The following is a 24,173-nucleotide window of genomic DNA, read 5'->3' as shown; positions in this document are numbered from 1 at the left end:
CGACCGAAACAGAAGGTGACCACCATGGACAAGCCAGTCGTCGCAATCGTGCGGCCCTTCACCTCCGCGGCGATGGTCGCTCCCGCGCTCCGGGAGGCGGGGTTCAGCCCGGTGGCCGTGATGGACTACACGGGACCCGCGCTCGCGCCGCTGCACTCCTCGCACGACCCGGGCAACTACGACGCGGTCATCAACCACCACGGCGACATGGCCGAGACGATCGCCCGGCTCGGCGCGCTGAAGCCGATCGCCGTCATCCCCGGCGTCGAGGCGGCGCTGCGGCTCGCGCAGGAGTGCTCGGACGCCCTCGCGCCGGATTTCTCCAACGTCCCGGAGCTGGTCGACGCCCGGCGGCACAAGTACCTCATGCACCAGGCCCTGGCCGAGGCGGGGCTGCCCGTCCCCCGGCAGATCTCCACGACCGACCCCGACGAGGTCGCCGCCTGGATCGAGCGGGAGGGCCTCGCCGGAAAGGACCTCGTCGTCAAGCCGCCGACGAGCGCCGGAACCGTCGGGGTCAGCCGCGCGCCCGGCGGGCAGGGGTGGCGCGAGCAGTTCACGGCCATGCTCGGCACCCGAGACAAGCTCGACGTGCTGGCCGAGGAGGTCCTCGTCCAGGAGATGATGACCGGCACCGAGTACGCCATCGACACCGTCAGCCACGACGGCCGGCACTCGATCACCGACATCATCCGGTACCGGCGGGTCCCGTTCGGCGAGGGCATCGCGGTGTACGACTTCGTCGAGTGGCTCCCCTACGACACCGACGCCTACGGCGAGCTGATCGACTACGGGCTCGCCGCGCTGGACGCGGTGGGGCTGCGCAACTGGGCGGCGCACACCGAGATCATGATGACCCCGGACGGGCCGCGCCTGCTGGAGGTCAACGCGCGGCTGGCCGGCGCGGGCAACCCCGCGGTGACCGAGATCGCCACCGGGGAGAGCCAGGTCACGAGGATCGTGGACGTGTGCCGCGGCCTCGGCCCGCAGATGCCGCCCGGCTACACGCTCCGCCGCAACGTCATGGCCGTGTTCCTCATGTCGCACTCCACCGGGATCGTGCGCAACGCCGAGATCTACGACCAGGCGCGCGACCTGCCCAGCTACCACTCGCCGGTGCACCTGGTGAGCACCGGCGACCGCGTCGACGCCAGCACGGACCTGTTCGCGAGCATGACGATGGGCTACATCATCCTCGCCCACGAGGACGCCGAGCAGATCTACGCCGACCGCGAGGTCATCCGCAAGATCGAAAAGGACCTGGTCGTGGACGTGGAGGAGACCGCCTGATGGTCACCGCGAAGTACATGGCGGCGGCCGCCGACGGGCCCCTGCGCGACGTCATGTCGGAGGTCGAGTTCCCGCCCGTGTTCGGCCAGGCGTGGGGCAAGTACCTGGGGACGCGGCCGCTGCTGTCGTCGGAGGCGCGGACGCGCCAGGCCGCGGACGACCTGGCCGGGCTGTTCCGGCTGATGGCGTCCCTGCCGGACCGGCTGTTCGACGGCGACCGCCGCAAGTTCTGCGCCGCGATCGGCGCGGACGCGCGCCGCACCGACCTCATGACCCGGTTCGATGCGGAGCCCGTCCTGTGGGGTCGGGCCGATCTCTACGACGACGGCTCGCAGTTCCGGCTGCTGGAGTTCAACATCGGCAGCGAACTCGGCGGCGTCGACATGAGCGAGGTCAACCGCACCCTGCTCGGCCACAAGGAGTTCGCCGCGTTCGCCGACGAGCACGGCCTCTCGAGCGTCGACACTCCGGCGGCCATAGCGCGGCATTTCGTCGAGGCCACGCAGAAGGAGGCGCCCGTCGTCGCCACGCTTGAGGCCGTCGACGGGATGGCGGCGTACGAGGGGCTGCACCGCTCCTTCCAGGAGTCGATGAAGCGGTGCGGCATCGAGCTGCTCATCGGCGAAGTGCACCAGGTGCAGGAGAGGGACGGCCGGCTGTACCTGCACGACCGCCCGATCGACCTCGTCCTGCGGTACTTCTCCGCCCACCAGATGGCGAGGGACCCGCGCAACGACGAGCCCGTCGAGACCATCATGCGCGCCTACGAGGAGGGCAGGGTCGTCCTGTGGACCCCCCTGACGGCGTCCATGTTCAGCTACAAGAGCTGCCTGCCTCTCGTCTCCGATCCGGCCATGCGCGCGGACCTGTCGCCGGACGAGAACGCCCTGATCGACCGGATCCTGCCGTGGACGCGCACCCTCACCCCTGACCTCGCCGACCAGGTCCGCGCCGAGCGGGAGGAGCTGATCCTCAAGCCGGTCGCGGGCCTTTCGGGACGGGGCGTCCGCGCGGGCTGGGACCAGACCGACCGCGAGTGGGCCGAGACGGTCGCCGACTGCCTGAAGGAGGACTACATCGTCCAGCGCCGCGTCGTCCCCGTGAGCGAGCCGATGCTCAACGCGGAGACCGGCGCGGTCGAGGACTGGATCGCCGTCTGGGGCCTCTTCGTCTTTCCGGACGGCTACGGCGGCGCGTTCTGCCGGACCGTCCCCTCCGGCGGGGCGTCCGTCGTCAACCTCGGCACCAAGGGCGCGAGGATGACCTCGGCGTTCCACTACTGATCCCCGGGGGAGCGCCGCGGGTCCGGCTTTGCAATGCGTGCCAGATTCGCGGCGCTCTCCTTTTTGTCCATTTTCGCTATTTCTGGGCGGCGGAGGCCTGGTTAGCATCACGCTGCCACCCTCACCGGAGAGGACCCCCGCCATGCACAGACGCATTCTCGGAGTGCTCGCCGCGGCCGCCGTCGGCGCCGCGGCCCTGACCGCCGGCGCCTCCACCGCCTCCGCGGCCGCCACCGTCTCCGTCGCCGCCGCCGCTCCCGCGCGCCCGGCCCCGGTCAAGGCCGTCGACTTCACCGGGATCGTCGCCCTCAGCAACTGCTCCGGCTCGCTGGTCCGCACCCCGACCGCCGCCGACAGCGACCCGGCGCTCGTGCTCACCAACGGCCACTGCTACGAGGGCGGGATGCCGAGCGCCGGCCAGGTGATCACGAACCGCCCGTCCAGCCGCACGTTCAAGCTGCTCAACTCCAGCGGGTCGGGCACGCTCGGCACCCTGCGCGCCACAACGGTGCTGTACTCCACGATGACCGACACCGACGTGACCCTGTACAAGCTCAACCGGAGCTACGCGAGCATCCAGCAGTCCTACCGGACGCCGGCGCTCCAGCTCTCGCTCGACCACCCCACCGCCGGTGCCGACGTGCGCGTGGTCTCCGGCTACTGGCGCAAGATCTACTCCTGCGCCATCGACGGGTTCGCCTACCGCGTCCGCGAAGGGGAGTGGACGTGGAAGGACTCGATCCGCTACACCCCCGAATGCGACGTCATCGGCGGCACGTCGGGCTCCCCGCTCGTCGACGCCTCGACCGGCAAGGTCGTCGGCGCGAACAACACCATCAACGAGGACGGCGGCCGCTGCACGCTGAACAACCCGTGCGAGGTCGACGAGTCCGGCAACATCACGGTGCACCCGCACATCGGCTACGCCCAGGAGACCTACATCCTGGCCGCCTGCATCGGCCCCGGCAGCGTCCTCGACTTCAACCGCCCGGGCTGCCTGGTCCCGCGCCCCACTGGCTGACCCGCCGCCGCGCTCGCGCGGCCGCGACACCGAACGCACACCTGCCCTGGACGGGGCGGCGCACCCCTCGCGCCGCCCCGTCCGGCCGTGTCCGGGGCGAGTGACCCAAATAACGACCGCTCGTAGTACTACAGCTCGTAGTATTTCTGACAGGATGTAGTACTACAGCTTGTAGTACTTGAGCGGGAGAGGCCTGCGCCCATGGACACCGTCGACATAGCCCGGTGGCAGTTCGGGATCACCACCGTGTACCACTTCCTCTTCGTCCCGCTCACGATCGGGCTGTCCGCACTGGTCGCGGTGCTCCAGACGGCCTGGCTGCGGACGGGGAAGACGGCGTACCTGCGCGCCACCAAGTTCTGGGGCAAGCTCTTCCTGATCAACTTCGCGATGGGGATCGTCACCGGCATCGTGCAGGAGTTCCAGTTCGGCATGAACTGGAGTGACTACTCCCGGTTCGTCGGGGACATCTTCGGGGCGCCGCTCGCCATCGAGGGCCTGCTCGCCTTCTTCGTGGAGTCGACCTTCCTCGGCCTGTGGATCTTCGGCTGGGACCGGCTGCCGAAGCGCCTGCACCTCGCCTGCATCTGGATCGTGCACGTCGGGACGCTGCTGTCCGCCTACTTCATCCTCGCCGCGAACTCCTGGATGCAGCACCCCGTCGGCTACCGGATCGACCACGAGTCCGGACGCGCCGTCCTCACCGACTTCTGGGCCGTCCTGACCAACTCGACCCAGCTCGTCGCGTTCCCCCACACGATGACGGCGGCGTTCGCCACCGGCGGCATGTTCATGGCCGGCGTCAGCGCCTGGCACCTGGCCCGCCGCAGGAACGTCGAGGTGTTCCGGCCGTCCCTGAAGCTCGCCCTCGCCGTCACCGCGATCGCGTCCATCGGCGTCGCGATCACCGGCGACCTGCAGGGCAAGGTCATGACCGAGCAGCAGCCGATGAAGATGGCCGCGGCGGAGGCCCTCTACGAGACCGAGCAGCCCGCGTCCTTCTCGATCTTCACCGTGGGGACGCTGAACGGCGACGAGGAGGTCTTCGGGATCAAGGTGCCGCGGGTGCTGTCCTTCCTCGCCACCGGCACCCTCGACGGCGAGGTCAAGGGCATCAACGACGTCCAGGCCGCCGAGGAGGCGCGCTACGGCGCCGGCGACTACCGGCCGATGATCCCGGTCATCTACTGGAACTTCCGCGTCATGGTCGGCGCCGGGATGGTCATGGCGCTGGTCTCGCTGGCCGGGCTGTGGCTGCTGCGGCGCGGCCGGCTCCCCTCCAACCCCTGGGTCTACCGGATCGGCATCCTGTCGCTGACCCTGCCCTTCATCGGCAACTCCGCCGGATGGATCTTCACCGAGATGGGGCGGCAGCCCTGGTCGGTGTTCGGCGTGCTGAAGACGGCGTCGAGCGTCTCCCCCGGCGTGACGGCCACGTCGATGCTCATCTCGGTCGTGTCGCTGACCGTGCTCTACGGCGTCCTCCTGGTCATCGAGACCGGGCTGATGCTCAAGTACGCCAAGGCCGGGCCGCCGTCCGAGGACGAGGTGCTGCCGCCGCCGTCCGACGGCCCCGGATCCGACTCCGACTCCGAGCGCTCGCTCGCGTTCGCCTACTGAGGCCCCGTCATGGAACTCACCACCGCCTGGTTCATCATCATCGCCTTCCTGTGGACGAGCTACTTCTTCCTGGAGGGGTTCGACTTCGGCGTCGGGATGCTGCTGCCCGTGCTCGGCCGCGACGACGTCGAGCGGCGCGTCGTCATCAACACCATCGGCCCCGTCTGGGACGGCAACGAGGTGTGGTTCATCGTCGCCGGCGCCGCCACCTTCGCCGCGTTCCCCGAGTGGTACGCCACCCTGTTCAGCGGCTTCTACCTGCCGCTCCTCGCGATCCTGCTCGCGCTGATCGTCCGCGGCGTCGCGTTCGAGTACCGCGGCAAGCGCGACGACGCCCGCTGGCGGTCCCGCTGGGACAAGGCGATCTTCTGGGGCAGCCTCGTGCCCGCGTTCGTGTGGGGCGTCGCGTTCGCCAACATGGTGCGGGGCGTGCCGCTGGCCGCCGACCACGAGTACGCCGGATCGCTCGCCGACCTCCTCAGCCCGTACGCGCTGCTCGGCGGGCTCACCACCGTGACGCTGTTCCTGCTGCACGGCGCGGTGTTCCTCGCGCTCAAGACGTCCGGGGGCGTCCGGGCGCGGGCCCGCCGGATCGCGGGGTTCGCCGTGGTCGCCGCGGTCGTCACCGGGGGCGGGTTCCTGCTGATCACCCAGCTCCAGTACGGCAAGCCCGTCACCTGGCTCACCGCCGCGGGCGCCGCCGCCGGCCTGCTCGCCGCCGCGGCGGCCAACCGGCGCGGCCGCGAGGGCTGGGCGTTCATCGGGACCGGCGCCGCCATCGTGCTCGCCGTCGCGACCCTGTTCCTGGCGCTGTTCCCGGACGTCCTGCCGTCCACGCTCGGCACCGGCGGCCTGACCACCGCGAACGCCGCCTCCTCCGGCTACACGCTGAAGATCATGACCTGGGTGGCCGTGGTGTTCACCCCGATCGTGATGATCTACCAGGGCTGGACGTACTGGGTCTTCCGCAAGCGGATCGGCACGTCCCACATCCCCGTGAAGCAGCCGGTCGCATGAAACCCCTCGACCCGCGGCTGCTGCGCCACGCCCGCACGACGCGCCCCTTCCTGGCGGCGTCCGTGCTGCTCGGCACGGCCACCGCCGGGCTGATCATCGCGCAGGCGACGCTCCTCGCCGACATGCTCACCCGTGCCTTCCTGGGCGGCGCCTCGCTCGGCGACCTGCGCACCCCGCTGCTGCTGCTCCTCGCCGTCGTCCTCGGGCGGACGCTCGTCGCGTGGCTCCAGGAGGTCGCCGCGCACCGCTCGTCCGCCGCGGTGAAGTCGCAGCTGCGCGGCCGGCTGCTCGCCCGCGCCCTGGCCCTCGGGCCGCGCTGGCTGTCCGGCGAGCGCAGCGGCGAGCTCGCCACCCTCGCCACCCGGGGGATCGACGCGCTGGACGACTACTTCTCCCGCTACCTGCCGCAACTCGTCCTCGCGGTGATCGTCCCGGTGGCGGTCGGCGCGCGGATCCTGCTGGGCGACTGGCTGTCCGCCGTGACGATCGCGGCGACGCTGCCGCTCATCCCCGTCTTCGCGATCCTGGTCGGGCTCACCACCCAGCGCAGGATGGACCGGCAGTGGCGGACGCTCTCCCTGCTCGCCGCCCACTTCCTGGACGTCGTCGCCGGGCTGCCCACGCTGAAGATCTTCGGCCGGGCCCGCGCGCAGGCGGACCGGATCCGCGAGATCACCGACCGGCACCGCCGCGCGACGATGTCCACCCTGCGGATCGCGTTCCTGTCCGCCCTCGTCCTCGAACTGCTGTCCACCCTGTCCGTCGCGCTGGTCGCCGTGTCGATCGGGCTCCGGCTGGTGGAGGGCGGCCTCGGGCTGGAGACCGCGCTGCTCGTCCTGATCCTCGCACCGGAGGCCTACCTCCCCCTCCGCCAGGTCGGCGCGCAGTACCACGCGAGCGTCGAGGGCCTCACCGCCGCCGCGCGGATCTTCGAGGTCCTCGAGACGCCGCCGCCGCCCGCCGGGACGCGGCGGGACGTCCCCGACCCGAACCGCGCGACGCTCCGCCTGGACGGCGTGACGGTGACGTACCCCGGCCGCGACGTCCCCGCCCTCGACGACTTCTCGCTCACCGTCCACCCGGGCGAGACGGTCGCGCTCGTCGGTCCGAGCGGTGCGGGCAAGTCGACCGTGCTCTCGGTCCTGCTCGGCTTCGTCCGGCCGGACTCGGGCCGCGTCCTGGTCGACTGGGACGACCTCACCGACCTCTCGCCCGACGCCTGGCGGGAGCGGATCGCCTGGGTGCCGCAGCGCCCGCACCTGTTCGCCGGCTCCGTCGCCGCGAACATCCGCCTCGGCCGCCCGGACGCCTCCGACGCCGAGGTCCGCGAAGCCGCCCGCGCCGCCAACGCCCTCGCGTTCGTCGAGGCCTTGCCATCGGGCTTCGACACGCCTCTGGGCGACCGCGGCGCGGGCCTGTCCGCGGGCCAGCGGCAGCGCATCGCCCTGGCCCGCGCCTTCCTCCGCGACGCCCCGCTCCTCCTGCTGGACGAGCCGACGTCCAACCTGGACGCCGAGAGCGAGGCCGCCGTCCTCGACGCCGTGCGCCGCCTGACGGCGTCCCGCACGGTGATCCTCGTGGCCCACCGCCCGGCGCTGGCCGCGATGGCCGACCGCACGGTCCCGCTCACCCCGGCCCTGGTGACGACATGAGCGCGAATGATTCACGTGAAACCTGCGGGCTCCCTGTGACGGAGGGCTCGGCCCGTGGCAACGGCTTCGCGGACGAGGCGGGGGTGAGGGCATGATCTTCCGGCTTCTCCGGTTCGCCCGGCCGGCGCGGGGGCGGCTCGCCCTGGCGGTGCTGTTCGGGGTGCTGGCGCTCGGCAGCGGGGTCGGGCTCATGGCGACGTCGGCGTGGCTGATCTCGCGCGCGGCGCAGCACCCGCCGGTGCTCATGCTGATGGTCGCGATCGTGGCGGTCCGCGCGTTCGGACTCGGCCGGGGCGTGTTCCGGTACGTCGAGCGCCTCGCCGGGCACGACGCGACGTTCCGGATCCTCGCCGACCTGCGGGCCCGCGTGTACGAGCGGCTGGAGCGGCTCGCGCCCTCCGGCCTCCCCGCCTTCCGCGGCGGCGATCTGCTGAACCGGCTCGTCGCCGACGTCGACGCCGTCCAGGACCTCTTCCTGCGGGTGCTGCTGCCCTGCACCGTGGCGGCGGTCGTCGGCGGGGCCTCCGTCGGACTCGCCTGGCTTCTGCTTCCCTCGGCGGGCGTCGTCCTCCTGCTGGCCTTGCTGCTCGCCGGGCTCGCCGCCCCCTGGCTGTCGTCCGTCCTCTCCCGCCGCGCCGAACGCCGCACGACCGACCTGCGCGGCGAACTCACCTCGCACGTCGTCGACACCTTGCAGGGCGCACCGGAGCTCATCGCCTACGGCGCCGCGCCTGAGCAGCTCGCCAAGGCCGCGCAACTCGATCGCGACTTCACGCGCGCCACGGCCCGTTCCGCCACGACCGCGGGGGCAGGCGCCGCCATCTCCGCCCTTGCCGGTGGTCTGGCCGTGTGGGGCAGTCTCGCCGTCGGCGTACCGGCCGTCCGCTCGGGAGCACTCGACGGCGTCCTGCTCGCGGTCGTCGTCCTCCTCCCGCTGGCCGCGTTCGAGGTCGTCGCCGGACTGCCCATGGCCGCGCAGTACCTGGAACGTGTCCGCCGTTCGGCCGCGCGCATCTTCGCCGTCCTGGACGCCCCGCCCCCGGTGCGGGAGCCGGACGCCCCGGCCCCGCTGCCCGCGGCGCCCTACACGCTCGCGGTCGAGGACCTCCGAGCCCGGTGGACGCCCGACGCGCCCTACGCCCTCGACGGCGTCTCCCTGGACCTGGCGCCCGGCCGCCGTTGCGCGATCGTCGGCCCGAGCGGATCAGGCAAGACCACCCTGGCCTCCGTCCTGCTCCGCTTCCTGGAACCTTCCGGCGGCCGGACGTCCCTCAACGGCGTGGACCTGCGCGCGCTCTCCGGCGACGACGTCCGGCGGGTCATCGGCCTCTGCGCCCAGGACGCGCACCTGTTCGACTCGACCGTCGGCGAGAACATCCGCCTGGCCCGCCCGGGCGCCACCGATGAGGAGATCCGCGACGCGCTGCGCCGCGCCCGGCTCCTCGACTGGGTCGAGTCCCTCCCGGACGGCCTCGAAACCCGCGTCGGCGAGCACGGCGCCCAGGTCTCCGGCGGCCAGCGCCAGCGCATCGCCCTGGCCCGCGCGCTCCTCGCCGACTTCCCGATCCTGCTCCTCGACGAGCCCGCCGAGCACCTCGACATCGCGACCGCCGACGAGCTGACCGCCGACCTCCTCACCGCCACCGAGGGCCGGACGACGCTCCTGGTCACCCACCGGCTCGCCGGCCTGGAGGCCGTCGACGAGATCATCGTGCTGGACGGGGGCCGCGTCGCCGACCGGGGCACCCACGCCGACCTCCTGGACCGCCCCGGCCCCTACCGCTCGCTCTGGCGGCGCGAGCAGGCCACCGCACCGGCTCCCCAACTCACGTGACCCGTCCACCGAACCGCCCGTTGCTCCTTTTCTGAGGAGTTCGGAGAACACGTCCCGGTCCGTCCGCATCACACGGAGTACAGGATCCAGTCGACGGATCGGGGGATCCCACAGATGAAGATCTTGCGCATCGCACTCCGGATCGCGATGGTGCTCCTCGCCCTGGCCACCACGATCGGCGCCCTGGACGCCGCCCGAGCCGCCGCTCCCGCCCCGCCACCAGCCGGAAGCGGCGCGAACAGCGAGCACGCGGACGTTCTCAGTACGCATTGACCGCGTCCCGGATCTGCTCTGCCAGCAGCCGGGGAGCGGAGGCGTGGGCGAGGTGACCCGTCGGCGAGCACGGTGCCGTCACGGTTGAGCTGGCGGTACCCCAAAAGCAGGTCCTTTCTCGCTGCGGTGACCCGGGCTGACGGCGGCGTGGGCTACTCCATTACGGCCGGGGCGGAGGACGCCGTCTTGGCGAGGTGACGGGCGGCGGCGAGCAGCAGGCGCTCGGCGCCCGGCCTGGCGATCAGTTGGACACCGGCAGGCAGCCCGTCGATGAGGGCGGCGGGCAGGCTGACGGCGGGGAGTCCGAGCACGCTCCACGGGCTGGTGAACGCCAGCAGCGCGGCCCGGACGTCGACGGGCGTCCCGTTCAGCGCCAGGCTCCGGGCGCCGAGCGGTGGGGGGACGACCGGAACGGTGGGCATGGCGAGGAACTCGAAGCGTCCGAAGAGGTCCGTCACCGCGCCCCGGACCCGCTCCCGGAGTTCGCGGGCCGCGGCGGTGTCCTCGGCGGTGAACCGCCCGGCGGCCCGCAGGCGGGCCAGGACCTCCTCGTCGTAGAGTTCCGGCGCGGCGGCCATCCGTTCCGCGTGGAGCCGGTGGACCTCGCCGCCCTGGATCGCGGTGTAGGCCCAGCGCAACCGCGCGATGTCAGGGACCGTGACGTCCCGCACGAGCAGGGGTTCCACCACGGCGCGGGCAGCCGCGCTCACGCGCGGATCCACCGGGTGGACGGCGTCCGGCACCAACCAGCCGACGCGGGCGCCGGATATGTCCGGGGCCGGCGCGTCGCGTCCGACCAGTGCGTTCCACAGCAGCAGGCAGTCATCGGCGGTCCGCGCCATCGGGCCGACCGTGTCCAGAGAGGCCGAGACGGGGAAGACGCCGCCGGTCGGCACCGCGCCCAGGGTGGGCTTGAGCGCGACGATCCCGCAGCACGCGGCGGGGATGCGCACCGATCCGCCGGTGTCCGTGCCCACCGCGAGCGGCACGATGCCGGCGGCCACGGCCGCGGCCGACCCGCTGCTGGACCCGCCCGCGAGCCGCCCGTCCCCGTACGGATTGCGGGTCGCCCCGTTCAGCGAACGATCGCCGGTCGGACCGAAGGCGAACTCGTGCGTCGCGGTCTTCCCGACGATGACCGCGCCGGCCGCGCGCAGCCGGCGCACGCACTCGGCGTCGTGCTCGGGCACCCGGTCCGCGTGGTGGCGCGAACCCATCGTGGTGCGCAGCCCGGCGGTGTCGATGACGTCCTTGACCGCCACGGGGATGCCGTGGAGGGGGCCCCGGTCCAGGCCCGCGGCCAGTTCCCGTCCGGCGCGCTCCGCCGCCGCGCGCGCCCCGGGCCCGTCGAGCGTGACGAACGCGTTGAGCGCTTCGAGCCGGGTCGCTTCGGCCAGTGCCCGCTCCACCAGTTCGCCCGGGGACGTCCGCCCGTCCCGCAGGGCGCCGGCCAGTCCCGCGACCGTATGCCGGGCGAACCAGCCCGCCCCCGGCGGCAGGCCGATCACGCCGGCCTCCCCGCGTCGCCCCTTCGTGCCACGGCTCGCCTCTTTCCCCTCGACCGGGTGGATCATTTGGTGACCCAAACGATTGGGTCAAACGTTTGGGTTGTATAAAAGACACCGGACGGCGGCCCTGTCAAGGGCGCGGTGACGGGGAGGGCGGACGAGTGGCCCGGAGCGACAGGCGGCGGCCCGCGACGCTGCGGACCATCGCGCAGGCGGCGGGCGTCGACGTCTCCACGGTGTCCCGGGTGCTCAACGGCTCCGCCGAGGACGCCCAGCGCGCCGCGTCCCGCGAGACCGCCGAGGAGATCCGGCGCTGGGCCGCCCGGCTGGACTACCGCCCCAACCCGCACGCCACCAGCCTGCGCACCCGGCGCAGCAACCTCGTCGGCGTCCTCGTCCCCCGGCTGTCGGACCTGGTGCTCGCCACGGTCTACGAGGGCATCGAGGACGCCGCCGCGCGGCACGGCCTCACCACCTTCGTCATGAACAGCCACGACCGGCCGGAGCAGCAGCGGGCGCGCACCGAACTGGCGCTGTCCCGCCACGTCGACGGCCTGGTCTTCGGTGACGCGCACACGGGCGCCGCCTTCCTCGACGAGTTCGCCGAGCGGCGCGTCCCGTTCGTCCTGGTCAGCCGGCACGCCGGCCGGCACCCGTCCGTCACCTGCGACGACCGCCTCGGCGGCCGTCTGGTCGCCGACCACTTCCTCGCCCTCGGCCACCGGCGGGTGGGCGTCATCGCGGGCGAGCCCTTCGCCAGCACCGGCGCCGACCGCACCGCCGGCTTCGTGGACCGCTACCGGGAGGCGGGCTTCCCCGTGCCGGACTCCCACGTCGTCCACTGCGGGTTCGACGCGGCCGGCGGGCGCGACGCCGCCGAACGCCTCCTGCGCCACGGCCCGCCGCCCACGGCCGTCTTCGCGGTCAACGACTTCGCGGCCATCGGCGCGCTCGGCGCCCTGCGCGACCACGGCCTGCGTCCCGGCCAGGACGTCGCGGTCGCCGGCTACAACGACACGCCCCTCGCGGCGGAACTGCCCATCCCGCTCACGAGCGTCGTCTCGCCCATGCGGGAGATGGGCGCGCGGGCTCTCGACCTGCTCGCCGAGCTGCTCGCGGGGCGGACGGCCCCGTCCGAGCGCCTGCGCCCCCGCCTCGCCGTCCGGGCCTCCACCGCACCGGGGACGGTCGAGGAGTCCTGACGGCAGGCCGCTGCGAAAAGCATGAAGACGCTGGCCGGCTTCGCCCGGCTCTTCGACCCGCTCATGAAATTCGTCGACCGGGGAGAGCGTTCGGCCATCGTCCTGCAGAGCCGTGCCGAGGACCCCGCCTACCTGGCGGCCCGCGGCGTCAAGAACCTGATCCGCTGACGGCGCCGCGCCCCCGGACCAGCGGCAGGAAGACCTCCTCCACGATCTCGACGAGCACGCCGTCCGGCACGGCCGGGACGCCCCGCGCCATGTACTCGTTGCGCAGCAGCGCCACGGGCGTGGACGCGACCCGCGGATGCAGCGCCTCGGGCGCGGCCTCGCCCCGCGCCACCGCCCGCCCGAGCACGGTCAGCCACGCCGCCTCGTAAGCGCCGCCACCGCCGCCCTCCCGCAGTTCGGCGAGCATCTCCGGCGCGCCCCCGGCCGCCGCGATCAGTCCGCGCAGGATCTCCCCGTACGGCGACGACCAGGTGCTGTTGGCTCGTCGCAGCAGGTCGAGCGCGTCGTCGCGGAGCGAACCGGTGTCCGGCACCGTGGTCTCCGCGTCGGCCAGCCGGCGGTACGCGGCGACCCCGAGCGCGACGCGGTTCGGCCAGCGGCGGTAGATCGCGTTCTTGTTCGTGCCGGCCCGCCGGGCCACCTCGTCCATGGTCAGGCCCGCCGCACCGGACTCCCGCAGCACCTCGGCCGCCGCCTCCAGGATCGCCTCCTCCAGCGCCGCCCCGCGCCGCCGCGACCCTCCGCTCCCGGCCATGCCTTCCCCTTCAGCTCCTTGGGTACGAAGCGTACGCCAAGAAAGCCGCATGCCCTTCTCTACCGCGGAGGCTATAGGGTACGTTGCGTACCCTAAATCTTCGGGAGGAACGACCATGCGCGTCTTCGGCATCAACTACGACACGGGGTTCACCAGCGCCGGGACCACCACCCGCGAGCCCTTCGACCCGGACACCGTCCGCCGCGAGATGGCCGTCATCCGCGACGAGCTGCGCTGCGACGCCGTCCGAATCACCGGCGGCCACCGCGACCGGCTGGAGACGGCCGCACGCCTCGCGGCCGAGGCCGGGCTGGAGGTCTGGTACTGCCCGTTCACCAACGACCTCACCCAGGACGAACTCCTCGACTTCCTGACCGACGGCGCGGCCCGCGCGGAGCGTCTGCGCCGCGACGGCGCCGAGGTGGTCTTCCTCACCGGTTCGGAGATCTCCATCTGCACCGCGGGCTTCCTCCCCGGCGACACGCTCCTCGAAAGGGCCGCCGTCCTGTCCGACCCGCGGCGGGTGCGCTCCGCGCTCGCCACTCTGCCCGCCGCGGTCAACGCCTTCCTCGGCAAGGCCGTCGCGGCCGTGCGGGCCGAGTTCGGCGGCCGGATCGGCTACGCCTCACTGCCCTTCGAAGGCGTCGACTGGACGGAGTTCGACGTGGTCGCCACCGACGCCGGCTACCGCGACGCACAGAACGCCGACCAGCTCCCGGCCGGGCTCCAGGCCCTGAAAGCGCACGGCAAGCCCGCGGCGGTCACCGAGTTCGGCTGCGCCCCCTACCGCGGGGGTGCCGCCATCGCGAGCCGCGGCGACGAGGTCATCGAATGGAACGACCGGGCCCGGCCCGCCCGGTTCACCCGCCCGGTCGTCCGCGACGAGCAGGAACAGGCCGACTACCTGCGCGAACTCCTCGACATCTTCGAGGACTCCGGAATCGACGCGGCCTTCGCCTACACCTTCGCCCGCTACGACCTGCCCCACGCGGAAAGCGACGACCGCGACTTCGACAAGGCGTCCTTCGGCGTCGTGAAGGTCCTCCCGGAAGGCCGCACGAGCACCTCCCACCCGGGCCTGCCCTGGGAACCCAAGGCCGCCTTCCACGCCCTCGCGGAATACGGCCGCAACCGCATTCGCCCTGAGTAGCTAATCGCCGGGCGCGGGCGGCCGCGGATCCCGCCTCAGCGGCTCGTCCGCCGTTCCGAGCTCCCGGCGCGCGGCCTCCATGAACGCGAAACGGAGCTCACGCTTGGACTGCGCACCCGCGTCCTGTCCCCGGAGCAGCGCATGAAGGGCCAGGGTGTAGTCGTGGGCCGCTTGCGCGACCGAGGGCGAGCACACGAGTTCGAAGACCTTCTTGGCGAGCCAGAGCGAGTGCAGGTACTGCCACTTCTCGGACTCCTCGACTCGCTCTCCCATGGAGAGCCGATCCAGGAACAGTTCCACCTGCTGCGCCGCTGACAGGAACTCCATGAGCGCTTCCTTGCGCTCCGACCGTTCCGCGCTCGCCTGCTCGAACCGCGCCCGCCGCGCCTCGACCCGCGTCGAGAGGTACTGCCCGATCAGCGTCCCAGCGGACCCGAGAGCCACCCCGGCCAGCGGCAGAACCGTCGTCGCCACACTCACCCCGCTGAGACGACCCACACCGAAAATCGGTTCCTTGCCGTGGCCGAGCGCGCTGCCCCGCCGAACGTCCGCCGTTTGAGGGAGCGCCGGCCACGGCACGGTCTGGCCGTGGTGTCCTCTCGGTGCCTTCTAAGCTCGGTCACGTGCTGAGACTCGGATTCCCTGTGATCGGTGTAACCGACGTTCCCCGTGCCGTGACGTTCTGGACCTCCGCGCTAGACCTGGTCGCCTCCCCGGAATGGGAAGGCCCGAACTGGAAGACGCTGAATCACGCGGACGGATCGGGCCGGGCCCTGGGTCTGATGCGCAGCGAATCGCCCGTCGAGCCCCATCCCCGTCTCCATCTCGACCTGCTGGTGGACACCACCGCCGAGCAGGAGGCCGAGGTCGAGAGGCTGATCGGCCTCGGCGCGAGCAGGCTCGATTGGGATCTCTACCCCCCGAACCCCGACTTCGTCGTCCTCGCCGACCCGGACGGCAACCCCTTCTGCATCGTGGACCTGAGCCGGGCACCGTCCGGTTCAGCCTGACGGATACTCTGCCGTCGGTACTCGTTTGGGAAGGGCAGGACGGCTACGACCCAGCGTTGAATCCGTAGCAGTCCACCTGGTGCAGCGCCGTCATCGCCGGGGCCTCGTCGCACCGCTCATCGAGGGTCGAGCGATACCGCTGGAACGCCTCGATTCGCCGCAGGACCTCGGGACCGTCGTCCAGTTCGACGATGTCCATGAAAGTCACCTCGTCGTCGAGCCGAAAGGTCGCGTAGCGGAGGCCGTCCGGGCGGACCGCCCGAAGTTCCGCGTACACCTCCCGCAGCAGTTCCAGTTCGCGCTCCACCTGCTCCGGCTTGATCTTCCAGCGGATCATCACCTGCATCGCCGCCTCCTCACCTGGGCGTCAGCGGCCGCCGTCCCACCGCCCCGGACGGCGGCGGGGACTCCCGCACTCAAGTTCAGACGACAGCATGTATTCCAAAATACAGGCCGTCAAGCCAATTGCTAGGGTGAGGGGCCATGGCCACCCGCAAGTACGAGCAGCGCGTGCGCGCGGAGGCGGCGCAGGAGACCCGGCGCCGCATCCTCGACGCGGTCTACCAGCGGCTGCGCGAGGCGCCTTCGGAGCCGATCAGCATCGACCGCATCGCCCGCATGGCACGCGTGGCGCGTCCGACCGTGTACCTGGTCTTCGGCTCGCGCGCCGGGCTGTTCGACGCCGTCGGCGCCGACCTGCTCCAGCGCGGCGGATTCGGCCGCATGCTCCAGGCCTCCGCCCACCCCGACGCGCGGGAAGCGCTGCGCGGCAGCATCCGGGGAGTGGTCGAGATGTACGCGGCCCACCGCGACGTGCTGCGCGTCCTGCAATCAATGGCCATGCTCGACGCCAACGCGGTCGGCGGTGCGATCCAGCGAATGGAACAAGGCCGCGCCGGCGGCATGGCCGAACTCGCCCGGCACCTGGCCGATCAAAAGCTGCTCCGCCCGGACGTCGACACGGACCGGGCCACCGACGTCCTGTGGCTACTGACCGGCTTCGACAGCTTCGACCTGCTGCACACCGGCCGCGCCCTCTCCGTCGAGGAGACGGCGACAACCCTCACCACCACCGCCGAGCGCACCCTACTGACCTGAGCGACCAAGCCGCCTCCCCGGACTGAGAGCACCTCTATCCACCTCGATGCAACCTTTGGCGGCGTAAGTTGATCAGAGCGAACACGAAACGAGTGGAGGTCCCGTGACTCTGGCACGGAAAGGCTCCCGGCGCATCGTGGTGGACGGGGTCGAGTATCGCTGGAAAGTGCGCGGTCGTCCCACGTACTGCCAGGGGCTGGGCTGGTCCCCACTGACCTTCGTCGCGGAGACCACGGAGTCACCCCGCGCACTGCTGGTCGTCGAGATGCCCTGCGCACATCCGAGCAACTGGGTGGCTCTCCCGTCGGGCGCAGTCCTTCCTCGGACGGTGGCCGAGGCGATCCGCACGGGATTGGCCCGCGGCTGGAATCCCACGTCTCCCGGCCCAGCATTCACACTGCCCCTGGGCAAATCCGCTGTTGCGAGCGTCTGACCGCAAGGCCCAACGCCTCCGCAAGCCCGCGCACCCGAACGGGACGGCGCACTCGTCGAATCGGCCAGGCAGCCAGAACCTTGAAGGGCCGACCGCGGCACTCGACGCGAAGGCCGAGGTGACCCCCGAGTTCGGCACGCTGGCGTCTGGCGGCCCCCGGCCCGGACGCCGACGGCGCCCACGGTGAGGTGGGCGCCGGGGGCCGTGGGACGTTCAGTCCCGGTTCGGTGCCTGACGAGGGGTGTCGTTCCACCACTTCGGCCGCAGCTGGTCGGCGGGCTTGTCCGTCCACTCCGCCTGCTCGACGATCTCGGAGAACTCGGCGGTGCCCGGCCGCAGCGCCGCGTTGGCCGTGCCCGGGCTGATGACGATGCCCTGGCTGGCGGTCAGCCGCCCGGTCGCGGGGTCGATGAACAGCTGCCACTCGATGACGCCGTGCTCGCGGGTGGTCTCCCGCATGGCGACCGCGCGTCCGGTGCGGCCGGCCGGGTCGGTCGCGGTGACGACGCGAACGCCTTTCAGCGCGGCCAGGATCCGGTAGGTCGCGATCCGGACTCGGTCGCTGACCGGATCGTCGATCAGCAACTGCGGCGCGTGGACGAAGAGATAGAGGTCGGGGTTCCGAAGGCGCCTGTGGTCGAACCTGGTCGCGTAGTTCAGCAGTTCCGCGCGCAACTCCTCGGGGTCGGCCGGCAGGGCGCGGGCTTCCTCCGGACCGAAGTCCAGCTCACCGCCCTCCCTCCCCTCGGGACCTCGCCGCGGGATCACCAGCTCGTCGCCCTTGATCTTCTCTGCGAAGACCAGATCCTGCTGGTCGGGCCGGCCGTCCCGCTCCCAGGCGGCCCTGTCGCGGGGCCCGGCCGGCCTGACGTCGTCGGACTTGACCCGGTGGGGGTCCAGGCCGTCGTCGAGGTCGTTCTGGCCTTCCTCGTTCCAGCCGTCGTCGACCTTGCCGTCCTTCGACACGACGCTGTAGTCGTTGCGCGTGACCACGATCTGGTAGGCGGTACCGGGCTTCTTGATGGAAGAGATCGTCATGGCGAGGCCCCGGACCTTCCGCACGTACCAGATCCGCCCGTCGGTGATGTGCCTGGCCTTGGCGTCCGCGGCGGCGAGCAGGAAGTCGGAGGCGGGACCGCTCTGCGCGGCCAGCGGCTCGGGGTGATAGAGCGGGCGCGTCACCCAGGCGTGGTAGCCGCCCGCGGCGACCGAGACCGCGGTCGCCGCGCCGAGCACCGCCATGACGATCCGCCGCCTGCCCGGCCTCACGGCGTCCGGCCGCAGCCGCGAACCGAACCCGCGCTTCGCGGCGGCCTCCCGCTCCAGGCGCCGCCTGGCCTCCGTCACGGTGCTCGCCGCGGCCGGCCGCTCCTCGGCCAGGAACTCCTGGACGGCCGTCAACTCGTCCACCGGCGCCCGCCCGCCCGGAACGGGGCCATTCACGATGTCCATGGTCATGCTCCTTCGCGGTCGGTGTGCCGGGTGGGATCGGCGCCGCCCAGGGCGGCGCTCACCTTCTTGCGGGCCCTGCTGAGCCGCGAGCAGACGGTGCCGTACTTGACCCCCAAGGCCTGGGCGACCTCCGGGTAGGTGAGGTCTGCCAGCGCCACCAGCAGCAGCACGTCACGGTCACCGGGGGAGAGCGAGGCCAGCGCCGCCCCCAGCCGGCCGCCGACTCCGGCCGCCGTCGCCTGGGAGGCCACCCGCTCCTCGTGGCTTTCGTGCGTCGCGGCACCCGCACCGCGGTCGGCGGCGCGGGCCAGTGCGCGGTACCGCCGGACCTCACCCCGGCGGTGCCGGCTCACCAACCGCGTGGCGATGCCGTACAACCACGCCCGCGCCGGCCCCTGCCCGGAGTCGTAACGGGCCCGCTTGCGGAAGGCGACCAGGAAGGTCTCGGACGCGATGTCGTCGGCGGCGTCCGCACCCAGCCGCCGGTCCACATAGCGGTGGATCTCGGGGTAGTAGCGGTCGAAGATCTCGGTGAACCGATCCGGCTCGCGCTGGGACGCAGCGATGACCTCCGCGTCCGCGTCCTCGCGCACCTCCGGAACGGCTTCGGCGGCGCTCACTCCATCTGTCACCGGCCGCTCCGCTCTCGTACCCGCCCTCGAACGGCAGATGATGGCGCGGGCCGAGGACCGGCCGACTGACGCGAACTACTGCCCGGAGGACCGCCACCCGCGACCGCCCTCGTCCAGCGATGAACGTTCGTCATACCCTCTCTCGCCCAAACCCGCCCCACCCCTTCTCACCCACCGCGTTTCACCGAACCGCCACCGACCAGCCGTGCACCGACCGCATGCCCCCGTGGCACATCCGCCGTCCGCGTTCCGCACTGCCGTGCAAGGCAGAGACCGAAGACGGATCGCCTCACCGGGCGGGAAGCAAATGCGTTGCTCTGAAGTGGCAGCTTTGGGGAGCATGTCGCTATGGCTTCGCGGGACATAGTGCTGGCGTTCGTCCGAAATATGGCGGAGCTGACGGCTGCCGTGACCCGGGCAACCAGAGATGACACGGGTGGGGATGACATCTGGTCGTTGGTCACGGCTGCGAACCAGCGGCGCGTTCCTCGCGAACGTGAGCTCCCTGATGGGCTGCGCTATTCCGTGCACGGTGCGGGCTGCCTGATCACGGCTCCAGACGGAACTCAAATCGATGTCGACCTGGGGCCGGAACCGCCGACGCTGCAGTTCAACGCCTGGCGCGTCCGGCGGTTCGCCGAGTCGACCGGCGAGAACTCGGTGACCGAACGGGAACTGGCCGCGGCACTGGAACAACTGGCCGACGAAGGTGCGGTCGCGTCCCTCCCGACCACGCACGACGCCTGGTACACGGCGGTGCGGGCCCACTGACCACGGCCAGAAAGAACAGGCGCGGCGGCCGGCACGCTTGACCCGGTGGCCCAATCGCACGGCCCCCACCGCTGGCCTTCCGCGTCCACGCCTGCGCGCAAGCTCACCATCCCGCCTGATCCCGTACTTCTCCCTCGGCAACCATCATGGACACGCCCCCTTCCCGGAACCTGGGTGCTCCCGACGAAGGCGCTTCTGTGCGTCAGGGTGTTCTAGGCTCGCGGCATGCCGAGACCGCCAGAGCCGACTGATCCCGAATATGAGGCGAACCGGGGTCGGGTCGCCCTGTGGTTGAGTCCGGAGGACCTGGAGTTGTTGGGCACTCGCTGCGTGTGCACTGATACCGCTTCCGATGAGGAGCGGCGTCAGTGCGATCGCATACGGTTTCGTGCCCAGGCCGCGCTCCATAAGGCGGGCGTGAAGCGCGACAGTTCCTTCGATCAATGACAGGGTGGCGCAGCGCGACCAGGCGACCGCCCCTCGTATCCAGTGTTTCGGCGAGCGTGCCCGCAAAGGCGTACGGGCTGCTGCGGACGATCCTCATACAGCATTGACTTCTCGACGGGCCGCCGCGCTCAAGAGGGAATCGTCCAGAACTTCGACGCTGGTGAGGTTTCCGACGGAGGGAGGCGAGTCGAAGGAGAGCCACACGGCGGGATCTCCTCGACGCTCCAGCGTCACGAGGTAGCCGGCCGGCGAGCCGAGGGGTGCTGTGAGGATATTCCGGCACTCAGGACTGTACGGGCATCGCCCCGTGCACGGCAGCGTCCCGAGTTGCTCGATGACGGCTCCGCCCGCACGGTCGGAACGGAGCATCTCGACGAGGTCGGCGGCCAAGCCCCGCATGACGGTCACCAGACGCGGCGCCGCTGAGGTCATATGCGGACGGTACTCCTTGACCTCGTCGCGCCTAACGGGACCGGCAGAAATCAGCGCGACGCTGCACTGCGGCGCAAACCCGTGACCGCATTCGCCGTTTGTCAGAGGCTGGCCGTTGCACGGCTGAGCAGCGGCGCGACACTGCCCTTGAACGCGATGGCCAAGACCGAACTCAAAGGCGACCGCTGTCGCCCCCTTGGCGACCAGCCGTAGTGCCACGGTGTGGATACCGGTTGCGCAGCTCCGGAGGGCCCTGCCTGGCTACGGCACCACAGTGCGCCCTGTGTTCTGCTCGAAGCAGGAGAGGCCGCGACTCTTGGCCATTTGGACGAGTTCACCCTCGCGCTCCATACGGTTGTCGAAGAGGACCACCTCGACGACTCTCTCCAGGAGGTCCGGTGGCGCGTCAGGATCCGGCTCGAAACCGGCCGGAAAGTCCCCCGGGTTCAGGGGGTACACCTCGTCGGCAAGGTCCGGCCAGCGAGCCAGAACAGCCTGCCGCAGGTCGATCACGGAGGGATCCGGTAGGAGGCAGTTCTCCCAGCCGTCATGCTCACCGAGCATTTCCTGAACAAGGTCGCGGTCTATCTCAGGGTCGGCGCGGTGCCAGAAGTACCAGTGTGCTCGCATGGCCGGACTCTGCCAGATATCGAACGCAGGGACGCGAAGGGGATTGGTTCGCAGCAGAATCCCCTGGTCGTGCGGCAGAGCCGCTGCTCTTTCCCCGGCCCCAACGGGACCTGTTCTCAGCGGCGGACCGGTCTCATTAAGGGTGGCCGTCGGCCAACGCGTAGTGACCCCGTAGGCGGTAGGCTCCCGCAGTGATCAGCACAGAGGCCTCCCAACTCGGCCATGAGGCCGCCCGCCGTCTCGCTCGGTTGGGACGCGTCGCGATCTCTGCGGGATTGACCGATGCCGAGTTCGATCGCATCGAGCAGACCTACGGGTTCGAGTTCGCCGACGATCATCGCGCATTCCTCGCCGCCGGACTTCCACTCAATGCGCCGCCAGATTCGGGGCAAGCACGGAAAAATCTTTGGCCTGACTGGCGCAATGGTGATCCAAATGATCTGCGCGAGCAACTCGCCCGGCCGATCGAGGACGCACTCTTCGACATCGAAATGAACGGCGTCTGGCGTCCTGTCTGGGGCAAGCGCCCGACCGACCCCAAGTGCGCTGTCGAGATGGCCCGGCCCTACTTCGAACAGGCGCCGAAGCTCGTACCGATTCGAGGACATCGCTTTCTTCCTGCAGGTCACGGCACCTATGGGCATCCTGTCCTATCAGTCCACCAGACCGACATCATCTTCTACGGCACGGACCTCGCCGACTACATCGATCAGGAATTCGGCAGCTGGAATATCAGTGAGGACTGGGAGCCGCCGCCTCTCGTCCCCTTCTGGAGCGACTTCGTGTAACCAACATCGCGGCCATGTGCCGGATCTGAGAGCCGCCGGCTTTACTTGCGCGCCGTCACCCGGTAACGGTCAGGCCAGCGCACCGCCTCCGACCCGGCGGCCTTGGTCTTCACTGGGGCGACGAAGGGTGGTGTCCTGCGACGGGGCAACTTCCGGCGGGCGTCGCGGTGGGCCGATGCGGTGGCGGCTATCGGTGCTCCGGGCCTGCACTTTCATGACCTGCGGCACACGGGCAACGCCCTTGCGGCGCAGAGCGGAGCGAGTCTGCGTGACCTCATGGACCGGATGGGACATGACAGCGTGCGGGCGGCGATGATCTATCAGCACGCGACCTCTGAGGCCGGCATGGCGATCGCCGATGCGCTCAACGACAGGATCACGGCTGCTCGCGCGTCGGACGAGGGCCAGGACGACGACGGTGAGGCCGGGACGCTCGTTCCGGTGGCCTAATGGCCCGCCAATGGCCCGAACGCCCCCGCCCGTGGTCTGGGCGGGGGCGTTTTGGCTGGTGGAGCCTAGGGGATTCGAACCCCTGACACCCGGCTTGCAAAGCCGGTGCTCTACCAACTGAGCTAAGGCCCCTGGTTTCCTGTTGGTTGACCTGCGGTGACGCCGCACGGGCGCGACCGGTGACGATCGTACACCGTGGGAGGAACATGGGCTGTCCGGGCCGGTGGCCGACGGGGCTCGGCATCTCAATCTTGCTGGCGGGGTCGTGGGGCGGCTCGCCGGCAGCGATGCCGGGCTGCGTCGGCGGGGATGAACTCGGGCGCGGTTGGAGGCTTGTGACCGTCGTCCATGGGAGTGAGGTGGGGCTGCGTCGCACCTGTGTGTCGTGGGAGGTCGGTCTGCGGCTTCACACTCGGCCGGTTCATTCCTTTTAGGGAGTTGTCGTCATTCCTGATGGGGGCGACGATCCTTCCCCATGAACACGGGACTTGGGATCTTGCTTCCCACCGGTCAGGATCAGTGGGACGACGCTCGGCGGTTGGTCGACTTCGGCGTCCAGGCCGAGCGGTTCGGTTTCGACTCGGTGTGGGCCAACGACACTCTGCTCGGGCCGCGGATCGAGCCGCTGGCGATGCTCGCCGCCCTCTCGTCGGCGACCGAGCGCGTCACGCTGGGGACGGCCGCGCTGCTGCCCGCGTTCCGTCGTCCGGTCATGGCGGCTCAGGAGATCGCCTCTATCGATCACCTGTCCGGCGGGCGCCTGATCGTCACGGTGGGGGCGGGCTTTCCGGGCCGGTCGGAGATCGAGTATGCGGTGTCCGAGGTGCCGTGGGAGCGCCGGTTCGGGCGGTTGGACGACACGGTGGCGTTGTGGCGGGCGCTGTGGTCGGGTGAGCGTGCCTTTCACGGCAAGGTGCTGCGCTTCGACGACCTGCCTGAATCCACACCCTCCTACCGGCCGGGCGGCCCGCCGATCTGGCTGGGTGGTGCAAGTCCGTCGGCGCTGGACCGTACCGGACGGCTCTATGACGGGTGGCTGCCCTATCCGCCCGATCCCGCGGACTACCGGGCGGGCCTCGCGGCGGTTCGGCGAGCGGCGGCATCGGCGGGGCGCCCCGATGACGCGATCAGTCCGGCGTTGTTCGTGACGGTGCTGATCACGGAGGATGTGGACGGCGTGGAACGGCGGCTCGACTCGTACTGCCGATCAACGTACGGCCTGCCTTACGAGACGGTGCGGACCATCCAGGCGGTGGTCGCCGGCCCAGTTGAGCGCGTGGCCGCCACGCTTTCCCGCTACACCGCGGCAGGCGCGAGCCAACTCGTCTGCCGCATCGCGGCGCCGTCCCTCGACTCCCAGCTCGTCCAGATGGAACTGCTCGCCAAAACCGTGCGTCCGGCGCTGAGCTGAGGCCCT

The 24,173-nt window shown here is 71.0% G+C and carries 25 protein-coding genes and 1 tRNA gene; 17 read left to right on the top strand and 9 right to left on the bottom strand.

What is annotated here, in order from left to right:
- Nucleotides 1-24 precede the first annotated feature (24 nt).
- From ABWI07_RS25175 to ABWI07_RS25140, 8 genes are all read left to right on the top strand, one after another.
- Nucleotides 25-1,290, top strand: a complete 1,266-nt coding sequence (locus ABWI07_RS25175; RefSeq protein ID WP_353820001.1) for an ATP-grasp domain-containing protein — start codon at nucleotides 25-27, stop codon at nucleotides 1,288-1,290.
- A complete protein-coding gene (locus tag ABWI07_RS25170; RefSeq protein WP_353820000.1) occupies nucleotides 1,290-2,573 on the top strand; it encodes a hypothetical protein in 1,284 nt (427 codons plus the stop codon). The genes ABWI07_RS25175 and ABWI07_RS25170 overlap by 1 nt, the downstream gene beginning before the upstream one ends.
- Before the next feature lie 142 nt (nucleotides 2,574-2,715).
- A complete protein-coding gene (locus ABWI07_RS25165) occupies nucleotides 2,716-3,594 on the top strand; it encodes a S1 family peptidase (protein ID WP_353819999.1) in 879 nt (292 codons plus the stop codon).
- Between the two features lie 201 nt (nucleotides 3,595-3,795).
- Complete coding sequence (locus ABWI07_RS25160; RefSeq protein ID WP_149262734.1) at nucleotides 3,796-5,214, top strand: cytochrome ubiquinol oxidase subunit I; 1,419 nt, start codon at nucleotides 3,796-3,798, stop codon at nucleotides 5,212-5,214.
- 9 nt (nucleotides 5,215-5,223) lie between these two features.
- Nucleotides 5,224-6,231: a cytochrome d ubiquinol oxidase subunit II gene (gene cydB / locus ABWI07_RS25155; protein WP_353819998.1), complete on the top strand. Its 1,008-nt coding sequence runs from the start codon at nucleotides 5,224-5,226 to the stop codon at nucleotides 6,229-6,231.
- Nucleotides 6,228-7,883: a thiol reductant ABC exporter subunit CydD gene (cydD, locus tag ABWI07_RS25150; RefSeq protein ID WP_353819997.1), complete on the top strand. Its 1,656-nt coding sequence runs from the start codon at nucleotides 6,228-6,230 to the stop codon at nucleotides 7,881-7,883. Before cydB ends, cydD begins: the two co-directional genes overlap by 4 nt.
- A 91-nt stretch (nucleotides 7,884-7,974) precedes the next feature.
- Nucleotides 7,975-9,717: a thiol reductant ABC exporter subunit CydC gene (cydC, locus tag ABWI07_RS25145; RefSeq protein ID WP_353819996.1), complete on the top strand. Its 1,743-nt coding sequence runs from the start codon at nucleotides 7,975-7,977 to the stop codon at nucleotides 9,715-9,717.
- Between the two features lie 114 nt (nucleotides 9,718-9,831).
- Entirely contained in the window at nucleotides 9,832-9,990 is a 159-nt protein-coding gene (locus ABWI07_RS25140) for a hypothetical protein (RefSeq protein ID WP_160161096.1), read from the top strand.
- Between the two features lie 152 nt (nucleotides 9,991-10,142).
- On the opposite strand, the gene ABWI07_RS25135 is transcribed toward ABWI07_RS25140, so the two are convergent.
- Complete coding sequence (locus ABWI07_RS25135) at nucleotides 10,143-11,498, bottom strand: amidase (RefSeq protein WP_235037192.1); 1,356 nt, start codon at nucleotides 11,496-11,498, stop codon at nucleotides 10,143-10,145.
- A 161-nt stretch (nucleotides 11,499-11,659) separates the two neighbouring features.
- Between ABWI07_RS25135 and ABWI07_RS25130 the strand changes: the two genes are divergently transcribed.
- On the top strand, nucleotides 11,660-12,700 hold the full coding sequence (locus ABWI07_RS25130; protein WP_353819995.1) for a LacI family DNA-binding transcriptional regulator: 1,041 nt from the start codon (nucleotides 11,660-11,662) through the stop codon (nucleotides 12,698-12,700).
- A 21-nt stretch (nucleotides 12,701-12,721) separates the two neighbouring features.
- Nucleotides 12,722-12,868, top strand: coding sequence for a hypothetical protein (locus ABWI07_RS25125; RefSeq protein ID WP_160161097.1), 147 nt, complete (start codon nucleotides 12,722-12,724; stop codon nucleotides 12,866-12,868).
- On the opposite strand, the gene ABWI07_RS25120 is transcribed toward ABWI07_RS25125, so the two are convergent.
- Nucleotides 12,849-13,463: a TetR/AcrR family transcriptional regulator gene (locus ABWI07_RS25120; protein WP_149262738.1), complete on the bottom strand. Its 615-nt coding sequence runs from the start codon at nucleotides 13,461-13,463 to the stop codon at nucleotides 12,849-12,851. The two genes, ABWI07_RS25125 and ABWI07_RS25120, sit on opposite strands and share 20 nt — an antisense overlap.
- A 115-nt stretch (nucleotides 13,464-13,578) precedes the next feature.
- Between ABWI07_RS25120 and ABWI07_RS25115 the strand changes: the two genes are divergently transcribed.
- Entirely contained in the window at nucleotides 13,579-14,613 is a 1,035-nt protein-coding gene (locus ABWI07_RS25115; RefSeq protein WP_353819994.1) for a glycoside hydrolase family 113 protein, read from the top strand.
- Here ABWI07_RS25115 and ABWI07_RS25110 read toward each other — a convergent pair whose 3' ends face one another.
- Nucleotides 14,614-15,087 (bottom strand): hypothetical protein, encoded by a 474-nt coding sequence (locus tag ABWI07_RS25110; RefSeq protein ID WP_149262740.1) that lies wholly within the window; start codon nucleotides 15,085-15,087, stop codon nucleotides 14,614-14,616.
- A 149-nt stretch (nucleotides 15,088-15,236) separates the two neighbouring features.
- Here ABWI07_RS25110 and ABWI07_RS25105 point away from each other — a divergent pair, with 149 nt between their 5' ends.
- A complete protein-coding gene (locus tag ABWI07_RS25105; RefSeq protein WP_149262741.1) occupies nucleotides 15,237-15,623 on the top strand; it encodes a VOC family protein in 387 nt (128 codons plus the stop codon).
- A gap of 43 nt (nucleotides 15,624-15,666) precedes the next feature.
- On the opposite strand, the gene ABWI07_RS25100 is transcribed toward ABWI07_RS25105, so the two are convergent.
- Nucleotides 15,667-15,969: a hypothetical protein gene (locus tag ABWI07_RS25100; RefSeq protein ID WP_149262742.1), complete on the bottom strand. Its 303-nt coding sequence runs from the start codon at nucleotides 15,967-15,969 to the stop codon at nucleotides 15,667-15,669.
- Nucleotides 15,970-16,106: 137 nt separating this feature from the next.
- Here ABWI07_RS25100 and ABWI07_RS25095 point away from each other — a divergent pair, with 137 nt between their 5' ends.
- On the top strand, nucleotides 16,107-16,721 hold the full coding sequence (locus ABWI07_RS25095; protein ID WP_353819993.1) for a TetR/AcrR family transcriptional regulator: 615 nt from the start codon (nucleotides 16,107-16,109) through the stop codon (nucleotides 16,719-16,721).
- A gap of 646 nt (nucleotides 16,722-17,367) precedes the next feature.
- Here the strand turns inward: ABWI07_RS25095 and ABWI07_RS25090 are convergent.
- Nucleotides 17,368-18,606 carry a hypothetical protein gene (locus tag ABWI07_RS25090; protein WP_353819992.1) on the bottom strand — a complete coding sequence of 413 codons (1,239 nt, stop codon included), beginning with the start codon at nucleotides 18,604-18,606 and terminating at the stop codon, nucleotides 17,368-17,370.
- 2 nt (nucleotides 18,607-18,608) lie between these two features.
- Nucleotides 18,609-19,238, bottom strand: a complete 630-nt coding sequence (locus tag ABWI07_RS25085) for an RNA polymerase sigma factor (protein WP_353819991.1) — start codon at nucleotides 19,236-19,238, stop codon at nucleotides 18,609-18,611.
- 348 nt (nucleotides 19,239-19,586) lie between these two features.
- Here ABWI07_RS25085 and ABWI07_RS25080 point away from each other — a divergent pair, with 348 nt between their 5' ends.
- A complete protein-coding gene (locus ABWI07_RS25080; protein WP_353819990.1) occupies nucleotides 19,587-20,009 on the top strand; it encodes a DUF6896 domain-containing protein in 423 nt (140 codons plus the stop codon).
- 540 nt (nucleotides 20,010-20,549) lie between these two features.
- Here ABWI07_RS25080 and ABWI07_RS25075 read toward each other — a convergent pair.
- Both ABWI07_RS25075 and ABWI07_RS25070 read right to left on the bottom strand, forming a co-directional pair.
- The gene (locus tag ABWI07_RS25075; RefSeq protein WP_353819989.1) at nucleotides 20,550-20,888 is read right to left on the bottom strand and encodes a hypothetical protein; all 339 of its coding nucleotides are present in this window, start codon (nucleotides 20,886-20,888) and stop codon (nucleotides 20,550-20,552) included.
- Nucleotides 20,889-21,149: 261 nt separating this feature from the next.
- Entirely contained in the window at nucleotides 21,150-21,518 is a 369-nt protein-coding gene (locus ABWI07_RS25070; RefSeq protein WP_149262749.1) for a hypothetical protein, read from the bottom strand.
- 191 nt (nucleotides 21,519-21,709) lie between these two features.
- Here ABWI07_RS25070 and ABWI07_RS25065 point away from each other — a divergent pair, with 191 nt between their 5' ends.
- Both ABWI07_RS25065 and ABWI07_RS25060 read left to right on the top strand, forming a co-directional pair.
- A complete protein-coding gene (locus tag ABWI07_RS25065; protein WP_353819988.1) occupies nucleotides 21,710-22,306 on the top strand; it encodes a hypothetical protein in 597 nt (198 codons plus the stop codon).
- A 102-nt stretch (nucleotides 22,307-22,408) separates the two neighbouring features.
- On the top strand, nucleotides 22,409-22,756 hold the full coding sequence (locus ABWI07_RS25060; protein WP_353819987.1) for a tyrosine-type recombinase/integrase: 348 nt from the start codon (nucleotides 22,409-22,411) through the stop codon (nucleotides 22,754-22,756).
- Nucleotides 22,757-22,812: 56 nt separating this feature from the next.
- Here the strand turns inward: ABWI07_RS25060 and ABWI07_RS25055 are convergent.
- A tRNA-Ala gene (locus ABWI07_RS25055) sits at nucleotides 22,813-22,888 on the bottom strand.
- Nucleotides 22,889-23,231: 343 nt separating this feature from the next.
- Here ABWI07_RS25055 and ABWI07_RS25050 point away from each other — a divergent pair.
- The gene (locus ABWI07_RS25050) at nucleotides 23,232-24,167 is read left to right on the top strand and encodes an LLM class flavin-dependent oxidoreductase (protein ID WP_353819986.1); all 936 of its coding nucleotides are present in this window, start codon (nucleotides 23,232-23,234) and stop codon (nucleotides 24,165-24,167) included.
- The last annotated feature ends 6 nt before the right edge of the window (nucleotides 24,168-24,173 follow it).

The organism is Actinomadura sp. NPDC000600, assembly GCF_040492135.1.
Taxonomy (GTDB): Bacteria; Actinomycetota; Actinomycetes; order Streptosporangiales; family Streptosporangiaceae; genus Spirillospora.
This window is presented reverse-complemented; position numbering and strand designations above follow the sequence as displayed.